13 protein-coding genes are annotated in these 15,639 nt (G+C 70.2%); 7 read left to right on the top strand and 6 right to left on the bottom strand.

Annotated elements, in window-relative coordinates; all coding sequences use genetic code 11:
- Window positions 1–99 precede the first annotated feature (99 nt).
- From ACYVF6_RS00475 to ACYVF6_RS00460, 4 genes are all read right to left on the bottom strand, one after another.
- Window positions 100–1,053 (bottom strand): hypothetical protein, encoded by a 954-nt coding sequence (locus ACYVF6_RS00475; protein WP_460514507.1) that lies wholly within the window; start codon window positions 1,051–1,053, stop codon window positions 100–102.
- A gap of 69 nt (window positions 1,054–1,122) precedes the next feature.
- The gene (locus ACYVF6_RS00470; protein ID WP_460514505.1) at window positions 1,123–1,527 is read right to left on the bottom strand and encodes a hypothetical protein; all 405 of its coding nucleotides are present in this window, start codon (window positions 1,525–1,527) and stop codon (window positions 1,123–1,125) included.
- A gap of 400 nt (window positions 1,528–1,927) precedes the next feature.
- A complete protein-coding gene (locus ACYVF6_RS00465; protein WP_460514503.1) occupies window positions 1,928–4,627 on the bottom strand; it encodes a TIM-barrel domain-containing protein in 2,700 nt (899 codons plus the stop codon).
- Between the two features lie 35 nt (window positions 4,628–4,662).
- Window positions 4,663–5,991 (bottom strand): UDP-glucose dehydrogenase family protein, encoded by a 1,329-nt coding sequence (locus ACYVF6_RS00460; RefSeq protein WP_460514502.1) that lies wholly within the window; start codon window positions 5,989–5,991, stop codon window positions 4,663–4,665.
- 115 nt (window positions 5,992–6,106) lie between these two features.
- Here ACYVF6_RS00460 and ACYVF6_RS00455 point away from each other — a divergent pair, with 115 nt between their 5' ends.
- The 5 genes from ACYVF6_RS00455 to ACYVF6_RS00435 all read left to right on the top strand — a co-directional run bounded on the left by ACYVF6_RS00455 (window position 6,107) and on the right by ACYVF6_RS00435 (window position 13,172).
- Complete coding sequence (locus ACYVF6_RS00455; RefSeq protein ID WP_460514499.1) at window positions 6,107–7,186, top strand: LacI family DNA-binding transcriptional regulator; 1,080 nt, start codon at window positions 6,107–6,109, stop codon at window positions 7,184–7,186.
- A gap of 65 nt (window positions 7,187–7,251) precedes the next feature.
- A complete protein-coding gene (locus ACYVF6_RS00450) occupies window positions 7,252–9,699 on the top strand; it encodes a polysaccharide lyase 8 family protein (RefSeq protein ID WP_460514497.1) in 2,448 nt (815 codons plus the stop codon).
- Window positions 9,700–10,151: 452 nt separating this feature from the next.
- A complete protein-coding gene (locus tag ACYVF6_RS00445; RefSeq protein WP_460514495.1) occupies window positions 10,152–10,931 on the top strand; it encodes a patatin-like phospholipase family protein in 780 nt (259 codons plus the stop codon).
- Complete coding sequence (locus ACYVF6_RS00440) at window positions 10,928–12,298, top strand: DUF3376 domain-containing protein (RefSeq protein WP_460514494.1); 1,371 nt, start codon at window positions 10,928–10,930, stop codon at window positions 12,296–12,298. The genes ACYVF6_RS00445 and ACYVF6_RS00440 overlap by 4 nt, the downstream gene beginning before the upstream one ends.
- 220 nt (window positions 12,299–12,518) lie before the next feature.
- A complete protein-coding gene (locus tag ACYVF6_RS00435; protein ID WP_460514492.1) occupies window positions 12,519–13,172 on the top strand; it encodes a GntR family transcriptional regulator in 654 nt (217 codons plus the stop codon).
- Window positions 13,173–13,181: 9 nt separating this feature from the next.
- Here ACYVF6_RS00435 and ACYVF6_RS00430 read toward each other — a convergent pair whose 3' ends face one another.
- Window positions 13,182–13,685, bottom strand: coding sequence for a nucleoside deaminase (locus ACYVF6_RS00430; protein ID WP_460514490.1), 504 nt, complete (start codon window positions 13,683–13,685; stop codon window positions 13,182–13,184).
- A 119-nt stretch (window positions 13,686–13,804) separates the two neighbouring features.
- Between ACYVF6_RS00430 and ACYVF6_RS00425 the strand changes: the two genes are divergently transcribed.
- Entirely contained in the window at window positions 13,805–14,275 is a 471-nt protein-coding gene (locus ACYVF6_RS00425; protein WP_460514488.1) for an amidohydrolase family protein, read from the top strand.
- On the opposite strand, the gene ACYVF6_RS00420 is transcribed toward ACYVF6_RS00425, so the two are convergent.
- Window positions 14,241–14,927, bottom strand: coding sequence for an HAD family hydrolase (locus ACYVF6_RS00420; protein WP_460514486.1), 687 nt, complete (start codon window positions 14,925–14,927; stop codon window positions 14,241–14,243). The two genes, ACYVF6_RS00425 and ACYVF6_RS00420, sit on opposite strands and share 35 nt — an antisense overlap.
- 111 nt (window positions 14,928–15,038) lie before the next feature.
- On the opposite strand from ACYVF6_RS00420, the gene ACYVF6_RS00415 reads away from it, so the two are divergent.
- Window positions 15,039–15,605, top strand: coding sequence for a dihydrofolate reductase family protein (locus tag ACYVF6_RS00415; protein WP_460514484.1), 567 nt, complete (start codon window positions 15,039–15,041; stop codon window positions 15,603–15,605).
- The last annotated feature ends 34 nt before the right edge of the window (window positions 15,606–15,639 follow it).

Genomic DNA, 15,639 nt, shown 5'->3' with positions numbered 1-15,639 from the left:
ACGAGGTCTCCGCGTATGAGGTTCGTCTTGGTCGATGAACCCCTCTACCGGAGACCTCACTTGTCGACGATCACGACACGCCCGACTTCGAAACACGGCCTAGCCCGCGATGCCGGTGAACTCGGCCGTTCGGACCGTGTCCTCGTGCTGAAAGTCCAGGTAGAGACGGTACGCGCCGCTGCTCGGCACCTCGGCGAAGAACGTGACACCCGGCCCGGCCTTGGTCTTCCCGTCGCCGGGCTCGCCGTCGGGGTGGACATGGAGGTACGCCAGGTCGCCGTCGCGCAGCGCGACCAGGTGACCGTACGCACCGAGGTACGGCTGCAGGTTCGTCACCGGCTTGCCGTCCTTGCTGACCGACAACGTGAGCTTGCTGGACTTGCCGGGCTCGAGGTGGCCCTGGATCGTCACGACGTAGCCGTCGACCGTGGTCGTGTGCTGCTCGGCGGGCAGCGGCTTCGGCTGGAAGCTGCCGGGCGCGAAGACGTCGGTGCCGAGCGTCAGCCCGTCCTCGGCGCCGGCCGGCTGGAAGTCGGCGTACACGCGATAGGCGCCGGGCTCGGCGAGCGTGAGCGGCACGCTCCACTCACCGTTCGCGGCCATCGTGGGGTGCAGGTGCTGGAAGCCGGACAGGTCGCGGCGCACCACGATGAGGTGCAGCCGTTTCTCATGTGCCAGGGCGAACCGGGTCAACGGCTTGCCGTCGGTCCCGGTGATCGTGAACCGGAACGGCACCTGCCGGCCGGGCTGGACCGTCGTCGTACGGGGCTCGAGGCGATAGCCGCCCTGGGCGACCTGCAGGCCACCGGGTACCTCGAGTTCGGTGGCGGCCTCGTGTTCGGTGCCGTGCCCGCCTTCGTCGTCCGCCATCTCATCCATGTCGTTCGACTCGCCCGAATCGCCCGGCTTCGTCGTGGACATCTCGTGGCCGGCGCGCGGCCTCTCCGTGGCACTGCCGGCGCCCGGACCGATCAGCTTGCCGACCCCGATCCCCGCGACGAGCAGGACCGCCAGGGCCGCGACGTACAGGCCGAGCTTGACCACAGCGTTCACGACACGCACTCCTCACACCGAGACTGAATACCCCCGAAGGGTATCTGGCAAGGATGGCTCGTGCAACCCCTACCCCCTAGGGGTACGCAGGTGATCTCCGTCGCCGACGGCGTGCGCCTCGTCGAGCAGTGCGGCGAACGAGTCGTCGAGTTGGCCCGCCGATCCGATCCGCCAGGCGTGGAAGTAGAGGCGTTTGGTGAGCGGCTCGACCTTGGTGAAGCGCGCGTCCTCGACCTCGCGCGCCAGGACGAGATGGCCGGCCAGCCAGTCTGCCCGCGGCGTGACCGAGGCGAAGATACGGCGGCTGCCGCACAGGACGATCGGCCCGTTCTGCAGCTCGAACGTCGTCGGACCACAGGACCTGGCCAGCTCGACGAACCGGCCGAACATCCGGCGGACATCCGGCGGCAGGTCGGCGAGGTAAGGCTCGAAGTCGGCGTCGGACGTCGCCGCGGGCCAGCGGCTCTTCCGCATCGCAAACCACCTCCGCACCATCAGGTGAAGGGTCTACACGCCAGCCTAGACACGCCCGGCGGCCACAGGGAGATCGTCCAGCGGATCGAGCGGCGGCCGGATCTTTGTGCACCATGCCAGAGGGAGGCTGGCATCCGCGGCGCAGCCCAACGGCCTGGCCGACCGGCGGCGTGGGCGTCTGGGCCGTTCAAGCGCGCGGCCCCGGCGGCGTAGCCGCCACATGAGTACTGCGCGCCGCGCCGCGCCGCGCTGCCGTGGCCTGGCGGCGTGGCAGGAGTGTCGCGCTGCCGGTGCCGCGGGATGTCAATGAGCACCGTGTCCGGCATACTCGCGAGGCGCCGCGGGACCGGCAGCGTGGATGCCAGGCGTCGCGCGTCAGGCGATACTTATGAAACACCTCCTAGCCCAGGCTCACCACGGTCGGCGTTCCCACCGCGAGCGCTCCCGTTCGCGCGGTGAGCGTACGGGTCGCGGCGTCGTACGTCGACGCGGCGAGGGTGCCGTTCACGCGTACCGGGACCGGCCCGTCGACCGCGCGGAAGCGGAGCGTCCAGGTCCGGCTCACCACCGCGCCGGGATAGCTGCCCTCCCGGCCCCCGATCGTCAACGCACGCGCGGACTCCGCGAACCCGATCGTCGTCCGCGCGGATGCGCCAGAGCGGTAGCCGTGGCCCTCACCGGCATCCTCGTACAACGTGAACGAGCCGTCTCCCCCGGTCGCCACGTCGAGCGTGACCTGGTCCAGCGGCGCCTGCGCGTCGTTGGAGACCGCGTTGGTCCGGGTCGGCAGCACGCCACCCGAGCGGAGGAACACCGGCATCGTCGACAGGTCGTTGGTGACGGTCGCGGTGCTCGGTCCGGTGTAGGTGCGGCCGCTGAAGTAGTCGGTCCACTCACCCGGCGGGAACCACACCTTCGTGTCCACGTTGCCGAAACCAGGCGTCGTGACCGGTGCGACCAGCACGTCGTCGCCGTAGAGGTACTCCCCCTTGAAGGAGTACGCCTCCGGGTGCTCCGGATAGTCGAGGTAGAGCCCGCGCGTGATCGGCACACCGGTGTCGGCGGCCTCGCGCGCGAGGCTGTAGGTGTAGGGAATCAGCGCCTCGCGCAGCCGCAGGAACTTCTCCGCCGACTCCTCCGGCGCGCCCGGGAACTCCCACGGCAGCCGCGGCGAGTGGTTGCCGTGCAGGCGGGTGATCGGCTGGAACGCGCCGAACTGCACCCAGCGGGCGTACAGGTCGCCGAGCGGCAGGCCGTTGAACCCGCCGAGGTCGTGCGTGACGTACGGCACGCCGATGTTGCCCTCGCCGACGGTGAACGCCGGCTGCGCTCGCAGCGTCTCCCACGCGGTCGTGGTGTCGCCGGTGAAGTGGGCGGTGTAACGGTGGTCGGCCCACGGGCCGGAGGCATACAGCGGCGACGCGTCGTTGCGCTTCGACAGTGCACTGCCGAGCCGCGAGAACGCGAAGCCTCGCTGGCCCTTCGCGTCCGCGCGGTTGGCGTACTGCGCGTTGATCCAGGTGTCGGGTGTGATGCCGGGAGCACTCGCCGAACTGCTGTCGCAGCACCAGTCGAGCCACCAGCCGCGAACGCCTTGTTGCTCGAACGAGTCGTGCAGGCCGAAGTACGCCTGCAACTGCTGCGGATCGCTCCAGTCGAACACCCGGCAGGTCAACGGCGCGTACGTGCACTCGCCCTGCGCCAGCTTGCCACCCGCGGTCTCCTGCGCCTGTGTGTACTTCGGGTCGTACGGAACGATGCTCGGGTGCGCGTTCAGCACGACCTGCAGGCCCTGCTGCTTGGTCCAGTCGACGAAGCCCTGCGGGTTGGGGAACAGCAACGGATCCCAGCCCCAGCCGTTCCACGGATGCGGGCCCTTGAAGTCGGTGTCGACGACCAGCACGTCGAGCGGCACCTGGTGGGCGCGGAACGCGGGCAGCAGAACCGTGCGGTAGTAGAGATCGGAGTAAGGGGTGTACTGGGAGTACCAGATACCGAACGCCCAGCGCGGCAGCAACGGCGCCGGCCCGGTCAGGTCGCGGAGGTCTTTCAGGCCCTGGCGGTAGTCGTGGCCGTAGCCGAAGAAATAGCCGTCCTGGTAGGGCTTTCCGCCGTGGTCCGGGCGCTGCGCGATCGTGCCGTCGGCGCGCAGGATCGCGGTGCGCGTGTCGTCGAGGACGTACCAGCCGTCCTTGGTCAGCAGGCCGTCGAACGTACGGGCCGCGCCGGTCTTGTTGTCGAGCGAGCGCCGCCAGCCGCCGAGGTTCTCCGGCGCCGCCGGCGGTGCCGGGTGAGTGCCTCCCACCGCCGTCACCGAGATGCTGTCGAGGTTGACCCGGCAGCTGTCTCCGGCCTTGCAGGCAAGCGAGACGGGCGCCGCGCCGGCCGGCAACGTGACCGGCACCGAGACGACCGACCAGGTGTTCCAGTCGGTGGTCTTCGGCAGCTGGATCTGCTTGCTGGTGCCGCCCGCGGTCAACGTGAGCGTGCGCGTCGTGTGCTGCAGGTCGTCGGACAGCCCGTTGGCGTATCTGACGTTGACGACATAGTCGCCCGCGGCGGCCAGACCGCCGGCGGTCCAGGAGACGCCGGCGCCCGGCGCTGTCAGGCCGTCGACGAAGCCGCTCCCGGTGTAGCCGGTGTGGTCGATCGCGTGGCCCGCGTTGCCGTTCAGGGCTTGGGCTTCCGCCTCGCATCCGGTGTTGTAGGCGCACACGCCACCGAAGTCGGGCCGTGCGGTGACGGCTCGCGAGCCGGCCGTCAGGTCGATCGAGAGGTTCGCGCGGGTGAACGGGCCCGAACCCTGCCTGTAGCGCAGCGTCAGCTCGTCGGTCCGGATCACGCGCTGCCCGTTCTCGACGCTCGTCGTGAACGAGGGCGGCGGCATCGACCGGTTGACCGCGTTGAACGTGGTCCGGTCCTCGAACGCGCCGTCCTCGGCGTATTCGAGCCGGACAAGCGTCGGTGACAGCAACGTGAACCGGGCGTTGCCGTCCAGGACTACGTTGTCCGCCGCGTCACTGGGTGACGCCACCGGAACAGCTACGACAGCGGCGGCCGACAAGGTGGCCAGACACAACAGCAGACGCCGAACCAGCATCTCATCCCCTCCCGCGAGTGCCAGGAGGGAGAACTCTACGCGGATTCGGACGGGTTCGCTTGTCCGAAGCCACCGAGGTCGCCACGGCCGACGGCGAGGTAGGTGAACCCGAGCCCGATCATCGCCTCGGCGTCGAGCTGGTTCCTGCCGTCGAACAGCACCGGACGGGCCATCCGCTCGCGCGCTTCGGCCCACGGCACGTTGGTCAGCTCGGGCCAGTCGGTCACGACGATGGCGGCGTCCGCGCCGGTCATCGCCGAAAGCGGGGTCGCGTGCCGGGTCGTCACGTTCCACGGCTCGGCGTCGGGCAGCACCGCGAGCGGATCCCAGGTGCGTACCCGCGCACCCTCGGCCAGCAACCGTCCCGCGAGCACCGTGCTCGGCGCCTCGCGCATGTCGTCGGTGTTGGGCTTGAACGTCAAGCCCAGCAGGGCGATCTGGGCACCACGCAGCGATCCGAGGACGTCCTTCAGCCGCTGCACCGCCCTCCGCTTCTGCAGCTCGTTGACCTCGATCACGGCGTTGAGCAGCTGGAAGTTGTAGCCGGAGTTGCTCGCGATCGTCTTCAGCGCCAGCGAGTCCTTCGGGAAGCAGCTGCCGCCGTAACCCAGGCCGGGCTTGAGGTAGCGCGACCCGAGCCGCTGGTCCAGGCCGACCGCTTCGGCGACCTTCTCCACATCGGCGCCCACCAGGTCGCAGACGTTGGCGATCTCGTTGATGAAGCTGATTCGCGTTGCCAGGAAGGCGTTCGAGGCGAGCTTCACCATCTCGGCGGACGCGACGTCCATGCGTACGATCGGCCCGTCGATGCCGGCGTGCAGCTCCGCGATCAGGTCGGCGGTCGCCTGGTCCGAAGCGCCGACGACGACCCGGTCGGGCTCCAGGAAGTCGCGGATCGCCTTGCCTTCGGCGGTGAACTCCGGGTTGGCGGCGTAACCCACGTGCGCCAGGCCGGCTTCGTCGAGGTAAGCCCGGATCCGTACGCCGGTGCCGACCGGGACGGTGCTCTTGGTCACCACCGCTCGTACGTGCGATGCGCCGTCGAGCACCTCCAGCACGGACCAGACGCGCGACAGGTCGGCGTCACCGGAGGCGGACGGAGGCGTGTCGACGCAGATGTAGACGACCTCCGCGTCCTCCAAGGCCTCCGCGACGTCGAGCGTGAACGTCAGGCGCTCGCGGTGGTCGGCCAGCAAGGTGTCGAGGCCAGGCTCGTGAATCGGGACACCGCCCGATCGCAACAGGTCGACCTTGACCGGATCGATCTCGCGCACGGCAACGCGGTGGCCGAGCTTTGCGAAGCAAGCCGCCGTTACCAGGCCGACGTAACCGGCACCAAAGATCGCGATGCGACGTTCCGACATGGCGAACAGGCTAGTGCCGCCAAGTTCCGTGGCGCTGCCGACATGGCGGCGTGCGCGTCCTGATCTTCCATCGCAGCCGGTCGAAAATCGGTCAGTTGTGCGGCACCATGGCTTCATGCGGGAGAGCGTCGAGCAGCGGCACGAGCGGATCCTGCGCCTGGTCCGCGAACGGGAGTCCGTGCGCGTCGTCGAACTGGCGGCGGAGCTCGGCATCTCGGTCGAGACCGCGCGCCGCGATGTCACCGCGCTCGCCGACGTCGGGCGGCTCCGGCGGCAGCACGGCTCGGTGGCCTGGCCGACGCTGCCGCTCAACGCGCGCGACGCCCGGCTGGCCCGGCAGGCACCACGGCCCGCGCCGAGCAGTCTCGTGCTCGGCCTGGTGGTGCCCGTGTCCGGCTACTTCTTCCAGCAGCTCATCCAGGGCGCCCGGGCGGCCGCGAACGCCGCGGGCGTGCGGCTGCTGGTCGGCATCACCGACTACAGCCGGGCCCGCGACACCACGCAGATCCAGACCATGATCGAGGCCGGTGCCGACGGCTTGCTGCTGACACCCAGCTGGGACCTGGCCGGTCCGGACGACACCGATCTCGTGGAGCTCGCGGGCCTGCGCCGCCCGGTCGTCCTGGTCGAACGGCACATCCCGGTGGGCGCCCGCGCCGCCGAGCTCGACCGGGTCGCGTCCGACCACGCCGAAGGCACCGCGCTCGCCGTACGCCACCTGGCCGGGCTCGGGCACGAGCGGATCGCCTTACTGGCAAAGCCGACGCACACCCAGCCACACATCCGCCGGGGCTACCACGCGGCCACCCACGCGCTCGCGCTCCCCGACGACGACCTGTCGCCGCCGGACGACACCCAGGTCGGCCGCCTGCTCGAGCTGGCCTCCGCCGGCGACGTGCGCGCGGCGATCGTGCACACCGACGTCGACGCGATCAACCTGCTACAGCGGCTGACCGCCCGCGGCCTGCGCGTGCCGGACGACTTCGCTCTGATCAGCTACGACGACGAGATCGCCGAACTGGCGGACGTGCCGCTGACCGCGATCGCCCCGGCCAAACGATCGGTCGGCGAGACCGCCGTACACCTGCTGCTGCGCCGGCTCGCCGATCCGGGCGCCCAGCACTCGCACATCGACCTGGTTCCCGAGCTGAAGCACCGCGCGTCTACTCGTCAGGTCGAGTTGCCCGTTAACTGACTGATTTGTGTCCGAACCAGGCCAAGGCCTTGATCGGTCCATTTCGGGAGATCAGCCTCACGGGTATGCCTCCTGCCCCCTGGTCTCGCCGCCGGTTCGTCCAGTCCGCGGCCGCCGGCTTCTCACTCGCCGCACCCCTGGCAGGACTCCTCGCCCGGCCCGCCGCCGCGGCCACCGCGGCCACCGCGGCCGCCACAGCCACCGACGACGAGTACGCGACGCTGCGCACGACCTGGCGCGACCTCATCCTGGGCACGGACTTCGACCCCGCCGCCGAGCCGTTCGCCACCTTGCTCGCGAGCCTCGGCACCAACGCGCGCAACCACCTGTCACGGATGGCGCCCGCGGCCGGATCGCTGTGGCCCGACGCGGTGTATGCCGATCCCGAGCCCGACACCGACCAGGAGTCGTACGGGTACAGCGCGAGGCTCAACGACAGCTACAACCGGCTGAACCTGATGGCGCAGGCCTACTCGCAGCCCGGCACCGGCCTCACTGGCGACGCGGGTCTACGCGACGCCGTCATCGCCGGTCTCGACCACCTCTACGCCGACCGCTACAACGAGCAGACGACGCGCTACGGCAACTGGTGGAACTGGCAGATCGGCTCACCGCAGGCCATCACCGACGTCTGCGTGCTGCTGTACGACCACCTGACCGCGGCCCAGATCGCCAACTACAGCAGGGCGATCGACCACTTCGTACCGGAGTCGGTGTTCGACAGCTACACCGGGACCAGCACCGGCGCGAACCGCGTCGACCTGTGCCGGGGCGTGCTGCTGCGCGGCATCGTCGAGCAGAACCCCGCGAAGATCGAGCTCGCCACCGCCGCGCTGGCACCGGTCTTCCCGTACGTCACCACCGGCGACGGCTTCTACGCCGACGGCTCGTTCATCCAGCACACGCGAATCCCGTACATCGGTGGCTATGGCGCTGTCCTGCACAGCGGCGTCGGACGGATTCTCGCGCTGCTGCGGGGATCGCGCTGGGAGCTGACCGACCCCAACCTGCGGCTGTTCCTCGACACCGTGGACGACGCGATCGCACCGTTCGTCTACAACGGGCTGATGATGGACAACGTGTCGTCGCGCGGGATCAGCCGGGCCGGCACGTCGGAGCACACCCGCGCCCACGGCCTGCTGGCGACGATCGTGCTGATCGGCCAGGGTGCCGACCCGGCGCAGAACGCCCGCTGGCGCGCGATGGTCAAGGGCTGGATGGAGCGCGACTATTACCTGCCACCGTTGAGCAATCCCGGCCTCGGCCTGACCAGCGCGGCGCTGCTTTCGGCCTTGCGGGACGACGAGACGGTCGCGGCCGCGCCCGAGCCGGTCGAGCATCGCCTGTTCCACAACATGGACCGCGCCACGCACCGCCGGCCTGGCTGGGCCGCGTCGATCTCGATGGCGTCCAAGCGCACGGCGCACTACGAGTACGGCAACGGCGAGCACGCCCGCGGCTACCACACCGGAGCGGGCTGGCTGTCGTGGTGGGGAGACGACTTCGGGCTCGAGCACTACTCCGACGCGTTCTGGCCGACCGTCGACCCGTATCGGCTGCCTGGCATCACCGCTTCGAAGAAACCGGTTCCTGACGGCTTCGGCGGCGAGTGGGGCCAGGCCGGCGGCACCGTGCCCCCGACGGCGTGGGTGGGCGGCACGACCGACGGAGAGTACGCGGCGATCGGCCAGCACCTGCACGGCATCGACAGCACGATGACCGCGCGGAAGTCGTGGTTCTGCCTGGACGACTCCATCGTCTGCCTGGGCTCCGGCATCTCCTCCACCGACGGCTTTCCCGTCGACACCACGATCGACAACCGCAACCTCGGCACCGGCGGCGCTCCCGCGTTGACTGTCGACGGCCGGCGTCAGCCGGCCACGCAGGGATGGAGCGGCCACTTCGGCCGGGCCCACTGGGCCCACATCGCGGGCGTCGCGGGCTACGTCTTTCCGAACGGCGCCGACCTGCGGGCCGTCCGCGAGGAACGGACGGGTGCGTGGCGGACGATCAACGCCGGCGGCCCGGCCGACCCGATCACCCGCCGCTACCTCACGCTCTACACCGACCACGGCACCGATCCCGTGAACGCCGGCTACGCGTACGTCCTGCTGCCCGGCGCGGACGCGCGGAACACGGCCCGCGTCGCCGAGGACGAAGGCTGGTTAAGGATTCTCGCCAACACAGCCGCCCAGCAGGGCGTCCGGGTCCAACGGCTCGGGCTCACCGCGGTCAACTTCTGGGCAGCCGGACGCGTGCACCAGCTCACCGCGAGCGCGCCCGCATCCGTCCTGGTACGGGAGAACCGTGACGGCACGGCCACGATCGTCGTCTCCGATCCGGCCCGCGAGGCCACCTCGCTGCAGCTGCGTTGGGACCGGGAGGTCGCCGAAGTGCTGTCCGCACCACCCAGCGTCGTAACGGCCGGCACCGGCGACCAGCTCACCCTCACCTTCGGCGACCTCACCGCTCTCGCCGGCGCTCCGCAGGAGGTCACCGTCCGGCTCGGTTGACCGCACGCGAGGCACTCCAAGGCACGGGGGGTTGGGGCTGCACGGCAAGCCGAGTCCCCGCTTGCCGTGCGGCCCGTTCCCCCGCCTTCGAGCCTCCGTCGTCCAGCCGCCGCTCGCGCCGGCGTTGGGCGAGTCCCGCGTTCTTCACCCGCATGCCATCGCTTGTGAGAGGACGGCCGCAAGGGGTGGGCTGCGATGAAAGACCACGAACTACGTCTTGCACGGTACTCAACGGCGGAGCGAGCCTCGCTGTCTGGATGGGCGGGGTTCTGCACGAACTGGACCTTTTGCGGCGGGCCTCCGCCGATCCGCCGGGCCAGGCTCCCTCGTACGACCAGCAGGTGTTCGACAGCTGGCGGGACCTTCCGGCAACCGGCAGATCACCGTCGACGTCATCGCGGGCAGCCGCGCCGGTGGCCTGAACGGCGCGATGCTGGCGACCGCGATCGCCGGTGGCGGGACGCTCGATCCGGGCGGCGCCGGCGGACGGCCGTGGCTTCGCAGGCAGTGGGAGGAGCTCGGCTCGCTGGCGTCCGGACGGCTGCTGCCGCGGCCGGAGACGCAGGTTGGGTCGTTGCTGGACGGCGACTACTTCAGCAGCCGGCTGCGCGACGTGCTCGGGGTCCTGTCCGCGTCCAGCGACGACAAGGAGGCTGACGGGTCCCCGGTCGTCGGCCGGCAACGACTTCGGCGACGTCACCTGCCTCGCCGAGGCGTGCCGTGCGAGCGCGTCGCTTCCCGGCGGGTTCACGCCTGTCGACGAGAGTTCGGCGCTGGCCAAGAGCCGGGTGCGGCCCGCGTGGGACGCCGGCCGGACCGCGCTGATCGACGGCGGCGTGATCGACAACGCGCCGTTCGGGCCTGTACTGGACGAGACCGTCCGGCGTCCGGTCGACGGCCCGTTCGAGCGCTATGTGCTCTACCTGGTGCCCTCGCCCGGCGGATCGGCTCCGCACGAACCGGGCAAGCCGGCCGAGCCGGAACCTCAGCCAGGGCTGACCGATGCCGTGCTGGCGACGTTCGCTATCCGCAGGAGGCCGACTTCCGCGGCGACATCGAGGATCTCGAACGCCTGCTGGGCGAGGCCGACTCCGCGTGGTCCGACGCCCAGGTGCTGTTCAACCGATGCGCCCGCGACCGCGACGAGGCGATGCGCGTCCAGCAGGCCGCGACGCTGCTCATACCCGCGTAGGCCCGCGCCCGCGCGGCCGGCGGTGTCTGGGACGCCTTGACCTCGGCGCGGAAGGGCCGCACGACGAGCCTGGAGCCCGCGCAGGCGCTGACCGAGGACGACATCACCACCATTCTCGGCGAGCATCCTTTGTGGGTTGGCGATCCGGCCACCGACCTGGCTCTGATGCCCGACCAGGGTGGCGGCAACTCCGGCTGGCCCTGGGGAGTCGCTGCCGGCGAACGCGTGGCGCAGCTGGTGGTCCGTTCGTTTCGGGAGCGGCCCGACCTGGCGCGACGGCGCGAGCTGCTGAACGCCATCGACGCGCTGCGGCGGATCCGTACGATCCGCGACCTCGCCACCGAACGGCTCGCGGACCTGTCCATCGGCTCGGAACAACCCCCGGAGACCGGCAAGTGGGCCCGGCAGGCGCAGCTCAAGGGCTACGTCCACGACATCGACAGCGTGCTGTCGGACCTGGGCGCACCCGCGACGATCGGCGCCGCGCTGCGGCGGGTCGCGGAGCAGCGGCCCGAGCGCGAGCTGGCAACGGCGATGGCCATCGAGGTGGTCTCGCGGATGACCGCGGCCAGGATGCCGTTGCAGCGCAGCGCTCCGTTCGAGTTCCTGCGGCTCGGACCCGACATCGCCCTGCCGTTCCTGGAGGACCGGCAGCGAGACCTGCCGGCGAGCAGCATCCTGTTCGGTACGCAGCTGCAACGCCTCGGCGCATTCGGCGCGACCGAGTGGCGGGCCTGGGACTGGCTGATCGGACGCATGCACGGTGTCGCGCACCTGGGCCGGCTGCTCGGCGCGGACGGCGAGTGGATCAGCCAGACGCAGCAGGCCGTGCTGAGCGCCGAGGGCTACGACGCGGGATCCGTCCGGACGAGGATCGAGCAGCTCGGCCGGCTCCACCACGCGACCGACGACCAGTGGAACGCGCTGCGGATCGTCGCGGCCGAGCTCCGGAAGACCGGCGACGGCGCGCAAGCCCTTCCAGGGTTGATCGATCGCGTACTCGGCATCGCACCGATGGTCACACCGTCCGGCGACTGGCTCCAGACCGTGCTGGCCGGGGAGGCCGGCGTACACGCGGGGAAGCAGTCGAGCCTGCTGCGGAGGTTCGTCCGGTGGTATACCGACCGCGCGTGGATCGCCGTCTGGGACCTGATCGAGGGCTCGCGGTCCCGCGTCAAGGCCAAGCCACCGTTCCCGCTGTCGTGGTGGCTCGTGCTGATCTGCCTGCTGCTGACGGCGGCGATGGTCACCGTCGCCGTACTCACCGAGCGGTGGCTGCTGCCGTTGGGCATCGGCACCGGCGCGACGGCGATCGCCGCGATGGGGATCGCTGTCGTACGACTGTGGCTCGAGGCCAAGCGCTCGGAGCTTCGCCGAAACGTCAACCAGAAGATCGATTCCGGCTGACCGGCGGATGTTTCTTGCGCGTTCCGTGTACCGTTGTCCGTGGAATGGGGTTATCTGCGGCCGGCTCGCCATTGCCGCGCAGGGATCGTCACTCGCCACCGCCCCCAGGACCCAGGGGAGGCGGCTAGGCTCGGCAATTCGTATTCAGCGTGCTGTTCACGGCATACTGACCGGCCCTGACCACATTGCCCGAACCGCGATCCATGAGGCCTGCACTCAGATGAGCGACGTTGGTGGCTTCGAGCCCGAGTCCGAGCGCGTGACGCGGCACCTGCGCGACGAGATCCTCGACGGCGCTCGGCAGCCTGGAAGCAAGTTGGTCGAACGCGACCTGGCGGCAGAGCTCGGCGTGAGCCGCGTGCCTGTCCGCGATGCGTTGCGGAGGCTGGTGGCCGAAGGCCTGGTCACGCCCAGGCCGCGCACGTGGGCTGTGGTTCGCGAGTTCACCGCGTCCGACGTCGCCGACCTGAACGAAGTCCGGTCGGCGTTCGAGCCGTTGACGTTCCGGCTGGCCGCCGAGCGGCGCACCCGCGAAGGGCTCGACCGGCTGCGGGCCGTCCTTGACGAGGAGCTGGCCGCGGCGCGCGCCGGAGACGCCGTACGCGCCCGGCGAGCCGCGGCCGACTTCCACGAGGGTGTCACGTCGCTGGCAGCCAACGACCTGTTGACCGAGCTCGAACGCACGTTGCGCAGCCGGATGCGCTGGCTGCTCGGCCAGCACGACGACCTGATGAAGGTCGCGGTGCAGCACGAGGGACTTTACGGCGCGATCGCCGATCGCGATGTCCTGCGCATCGAGAAGCTCGTCACCGAGCACCTCGAAACCGGGCGCCGGATGGCGGCGAGCCTGCCGCGGTCCGCAGCAGAGCTCTAGAGGTGTCCTTCAGTCGATGCCGAACCGGCGCGCCTGGAGCGCCCGGACCTCCTCGGCGAGCTCCGGATCCGGCCCGGCGACCTCGATGCCGGGTGCGATCGCGTTGATCGGCAGGGGCGCGACGGCTCCGGGTGCGATTCCCCACTCGGCGCGCCACTTCGTCAACTGCTCGGTGCTCGACGCGTAGACGATGCGGCCGAGGCCCACCCACGCGTGAGCGGCGCTGCACATGGGGCAGTGCTCGCCGGAGGTGTAGACCACGCTCTCGCGGCGCTCGTCCGGCGAGAGGTTTCCGGCCGCCCAGCGGGCGATCTCGAACTCCGGGTGGCGGGTGTCGTCGCCGTCCTTGACGCGGTTGCGATCCTCGAAGCGGACGACGCCGTGGACGTCGACGAGGACGGAGCCGAACGGCTCGTCGCCGTCGTCGAGCGCCTCCTTGGCGAGCTCGACGCAGCGGCGGAGGTAGCCGCGGTCTCGGGCCGTGAGGGCGGGCGGATCGATCGACGCGTTCACGCGGCCACTCTAGCTTGACTTGTTTGGTATACCGATCTTGCGCCCATTGGGCTGCAGCTTTCTTGGGCCGGCTTGATGGCAGGCTTGGACTGTCAACTATTTGGTATACCATCGTGCACATGCGTTCCCTGGCTCTGACGAACGTACGCCCGTGGGGCGGCGAGGCAGTCGACCTCGTGGTTTCCGGCGAGACGATCGACGTGGTCGGCCCGGCCGGCGGCTCCGGCACGTCCGCGGCCGTCGCCGCCGCTTCCGAACGTGCCGACGGCGGTGGCCGGCTGGCGTTGCCGGGATTCGTCAACGCGCACGCGCATGTGGACAAGAGCTGGTGGGGGCAGCCCTGGGTTTCCTACGGCGGCGAGCCCACGACGGTCGGGCGGATCGCGCACGAGCGGGCGGAGCGCGGCAAGTACGGCATCCCGAGCGTGTCGAGCACGACCGAGGTGCTGAAGGAGTTCCTGCGGCACGGCACCACGGCGACGCGCACGCACGTCGACGTCGACCTCGGTGTGGGCCTGCGCGGCATCGAGGTCTCCGCCGCGGCCGAACCGACCGCTACTCCTGGAAGACATCGGCGAGCTCACGCATAGCGCCGACCACGACCGCCGCCCCAGCCTCGACCAGCCGCCGGCGGCGGTCGGGCGACTTGGCGAAGCCGACTCCAGTGACCTGCGCCGCCCTCGCCGCCTCGATGTCACTCCGCGAGTCGCCCACCAGCACGCACGCAGCCGGCGAGACGTCGAGAGCGGCGACGGCTTTCCGCACAGGTGCGGGGTTCGGTTTCATCAGGTCAGGATCGGAGTACGCGCGCCCGACCACAACGTCCACGTCGCGGGCGAGGCCTTGCCGCGACAGATAGCTCGAGATCGCCGGCTCGGCGTTGTTGCTGACGACGGCCACGGCCATGCCCGCCCGCCTGGCAGCCGCGATCACACGGGTGGCGCCGGAGGTCGGAGCAGCTGTCTGGACCGCCGCTGCCTCCTCAGCCCGCAGCCGATCCTCCACCCGCGGGGTAAGGCCCGGATGGGCTGCGCTCACCCAACGCAGGACCTCGAGCGGATCACTGCCTCCGGCGAGCCGTGGCGGAACCCTGACGTTCTCCTGCTCGAGGAACGCACGAAGGCGGAACGCGACCATCGACGCCGGGCGTCCGGCGAAGACGCTGCAGATCGGGCCGTCGAAGTCCAGGAGCAACGCGACGGACTCGCGTAGGAGACGAGACAAGCGCGTCTTCTCGGGCACCCTCTCATTGTCAGGGTCCGAGATCGATGAGTTCGGGTGGCCTCGGTGGTCTATCTGAGCGGTGACCACCCTGGCGCCAGTTCTTGGTTCGCGAACGCAGGAGGAAGACGGATGACCGCGCAGATCCGGCTCTACATGGCCATGTCGCTTGATGGGTTCATCGCCGGGCCTGATGACGAGCCTGGGCAGGAGCTCGGGCGTGGGGGTGGGCGGCTGTTCAACTGGCTGGACGATCGGCTCGGGCCGGGGGTGAACGGACAGGTGTATCAGGAGGCCATGGCCACCGGCGCCCTGATCTCCGGGCGGCGGACGTTCGAGCTCGCGGGGCGGTGGAACGGTGACCACCACGACGGCGTGTCGATCCACGTCCTCACCCATCGGGTCGACGACGATGTGCCGTCCGGCAACACGACGTTCTACAACGACGTCAAGGCTTGCGCCGCCGATGCGCGCGCCGCCGCCGGCGAGAGGGCTGTCATGGTGCACGGCGCGAGCGCCGCCCAGTCGCTGTTGCGCGCCGGAGAGCTCGACGAGCTCGAGATCCATCTCGTCCCGGTGCTGCTGGGCGCGGGCCGCCGGCTGTTCGCCAACACCGAGCCGAACGCCGTCGAGCTCGAGCTCGTTCGCCGGCTCGAAGGGCGGGACGCCACCCACCTCCGCTACCGCGTGCGACACTGACGATCCCCGAGGGTCGTTACGCGCGACGTACGCG

It is taken from the genome of Flindersiella endophytica, from assembly GCF_054779015.1.
Note: the sequence above shows the minus strand (reverse complement) of the source record. Positions and strands in the feature narration are given on the sequence as shown.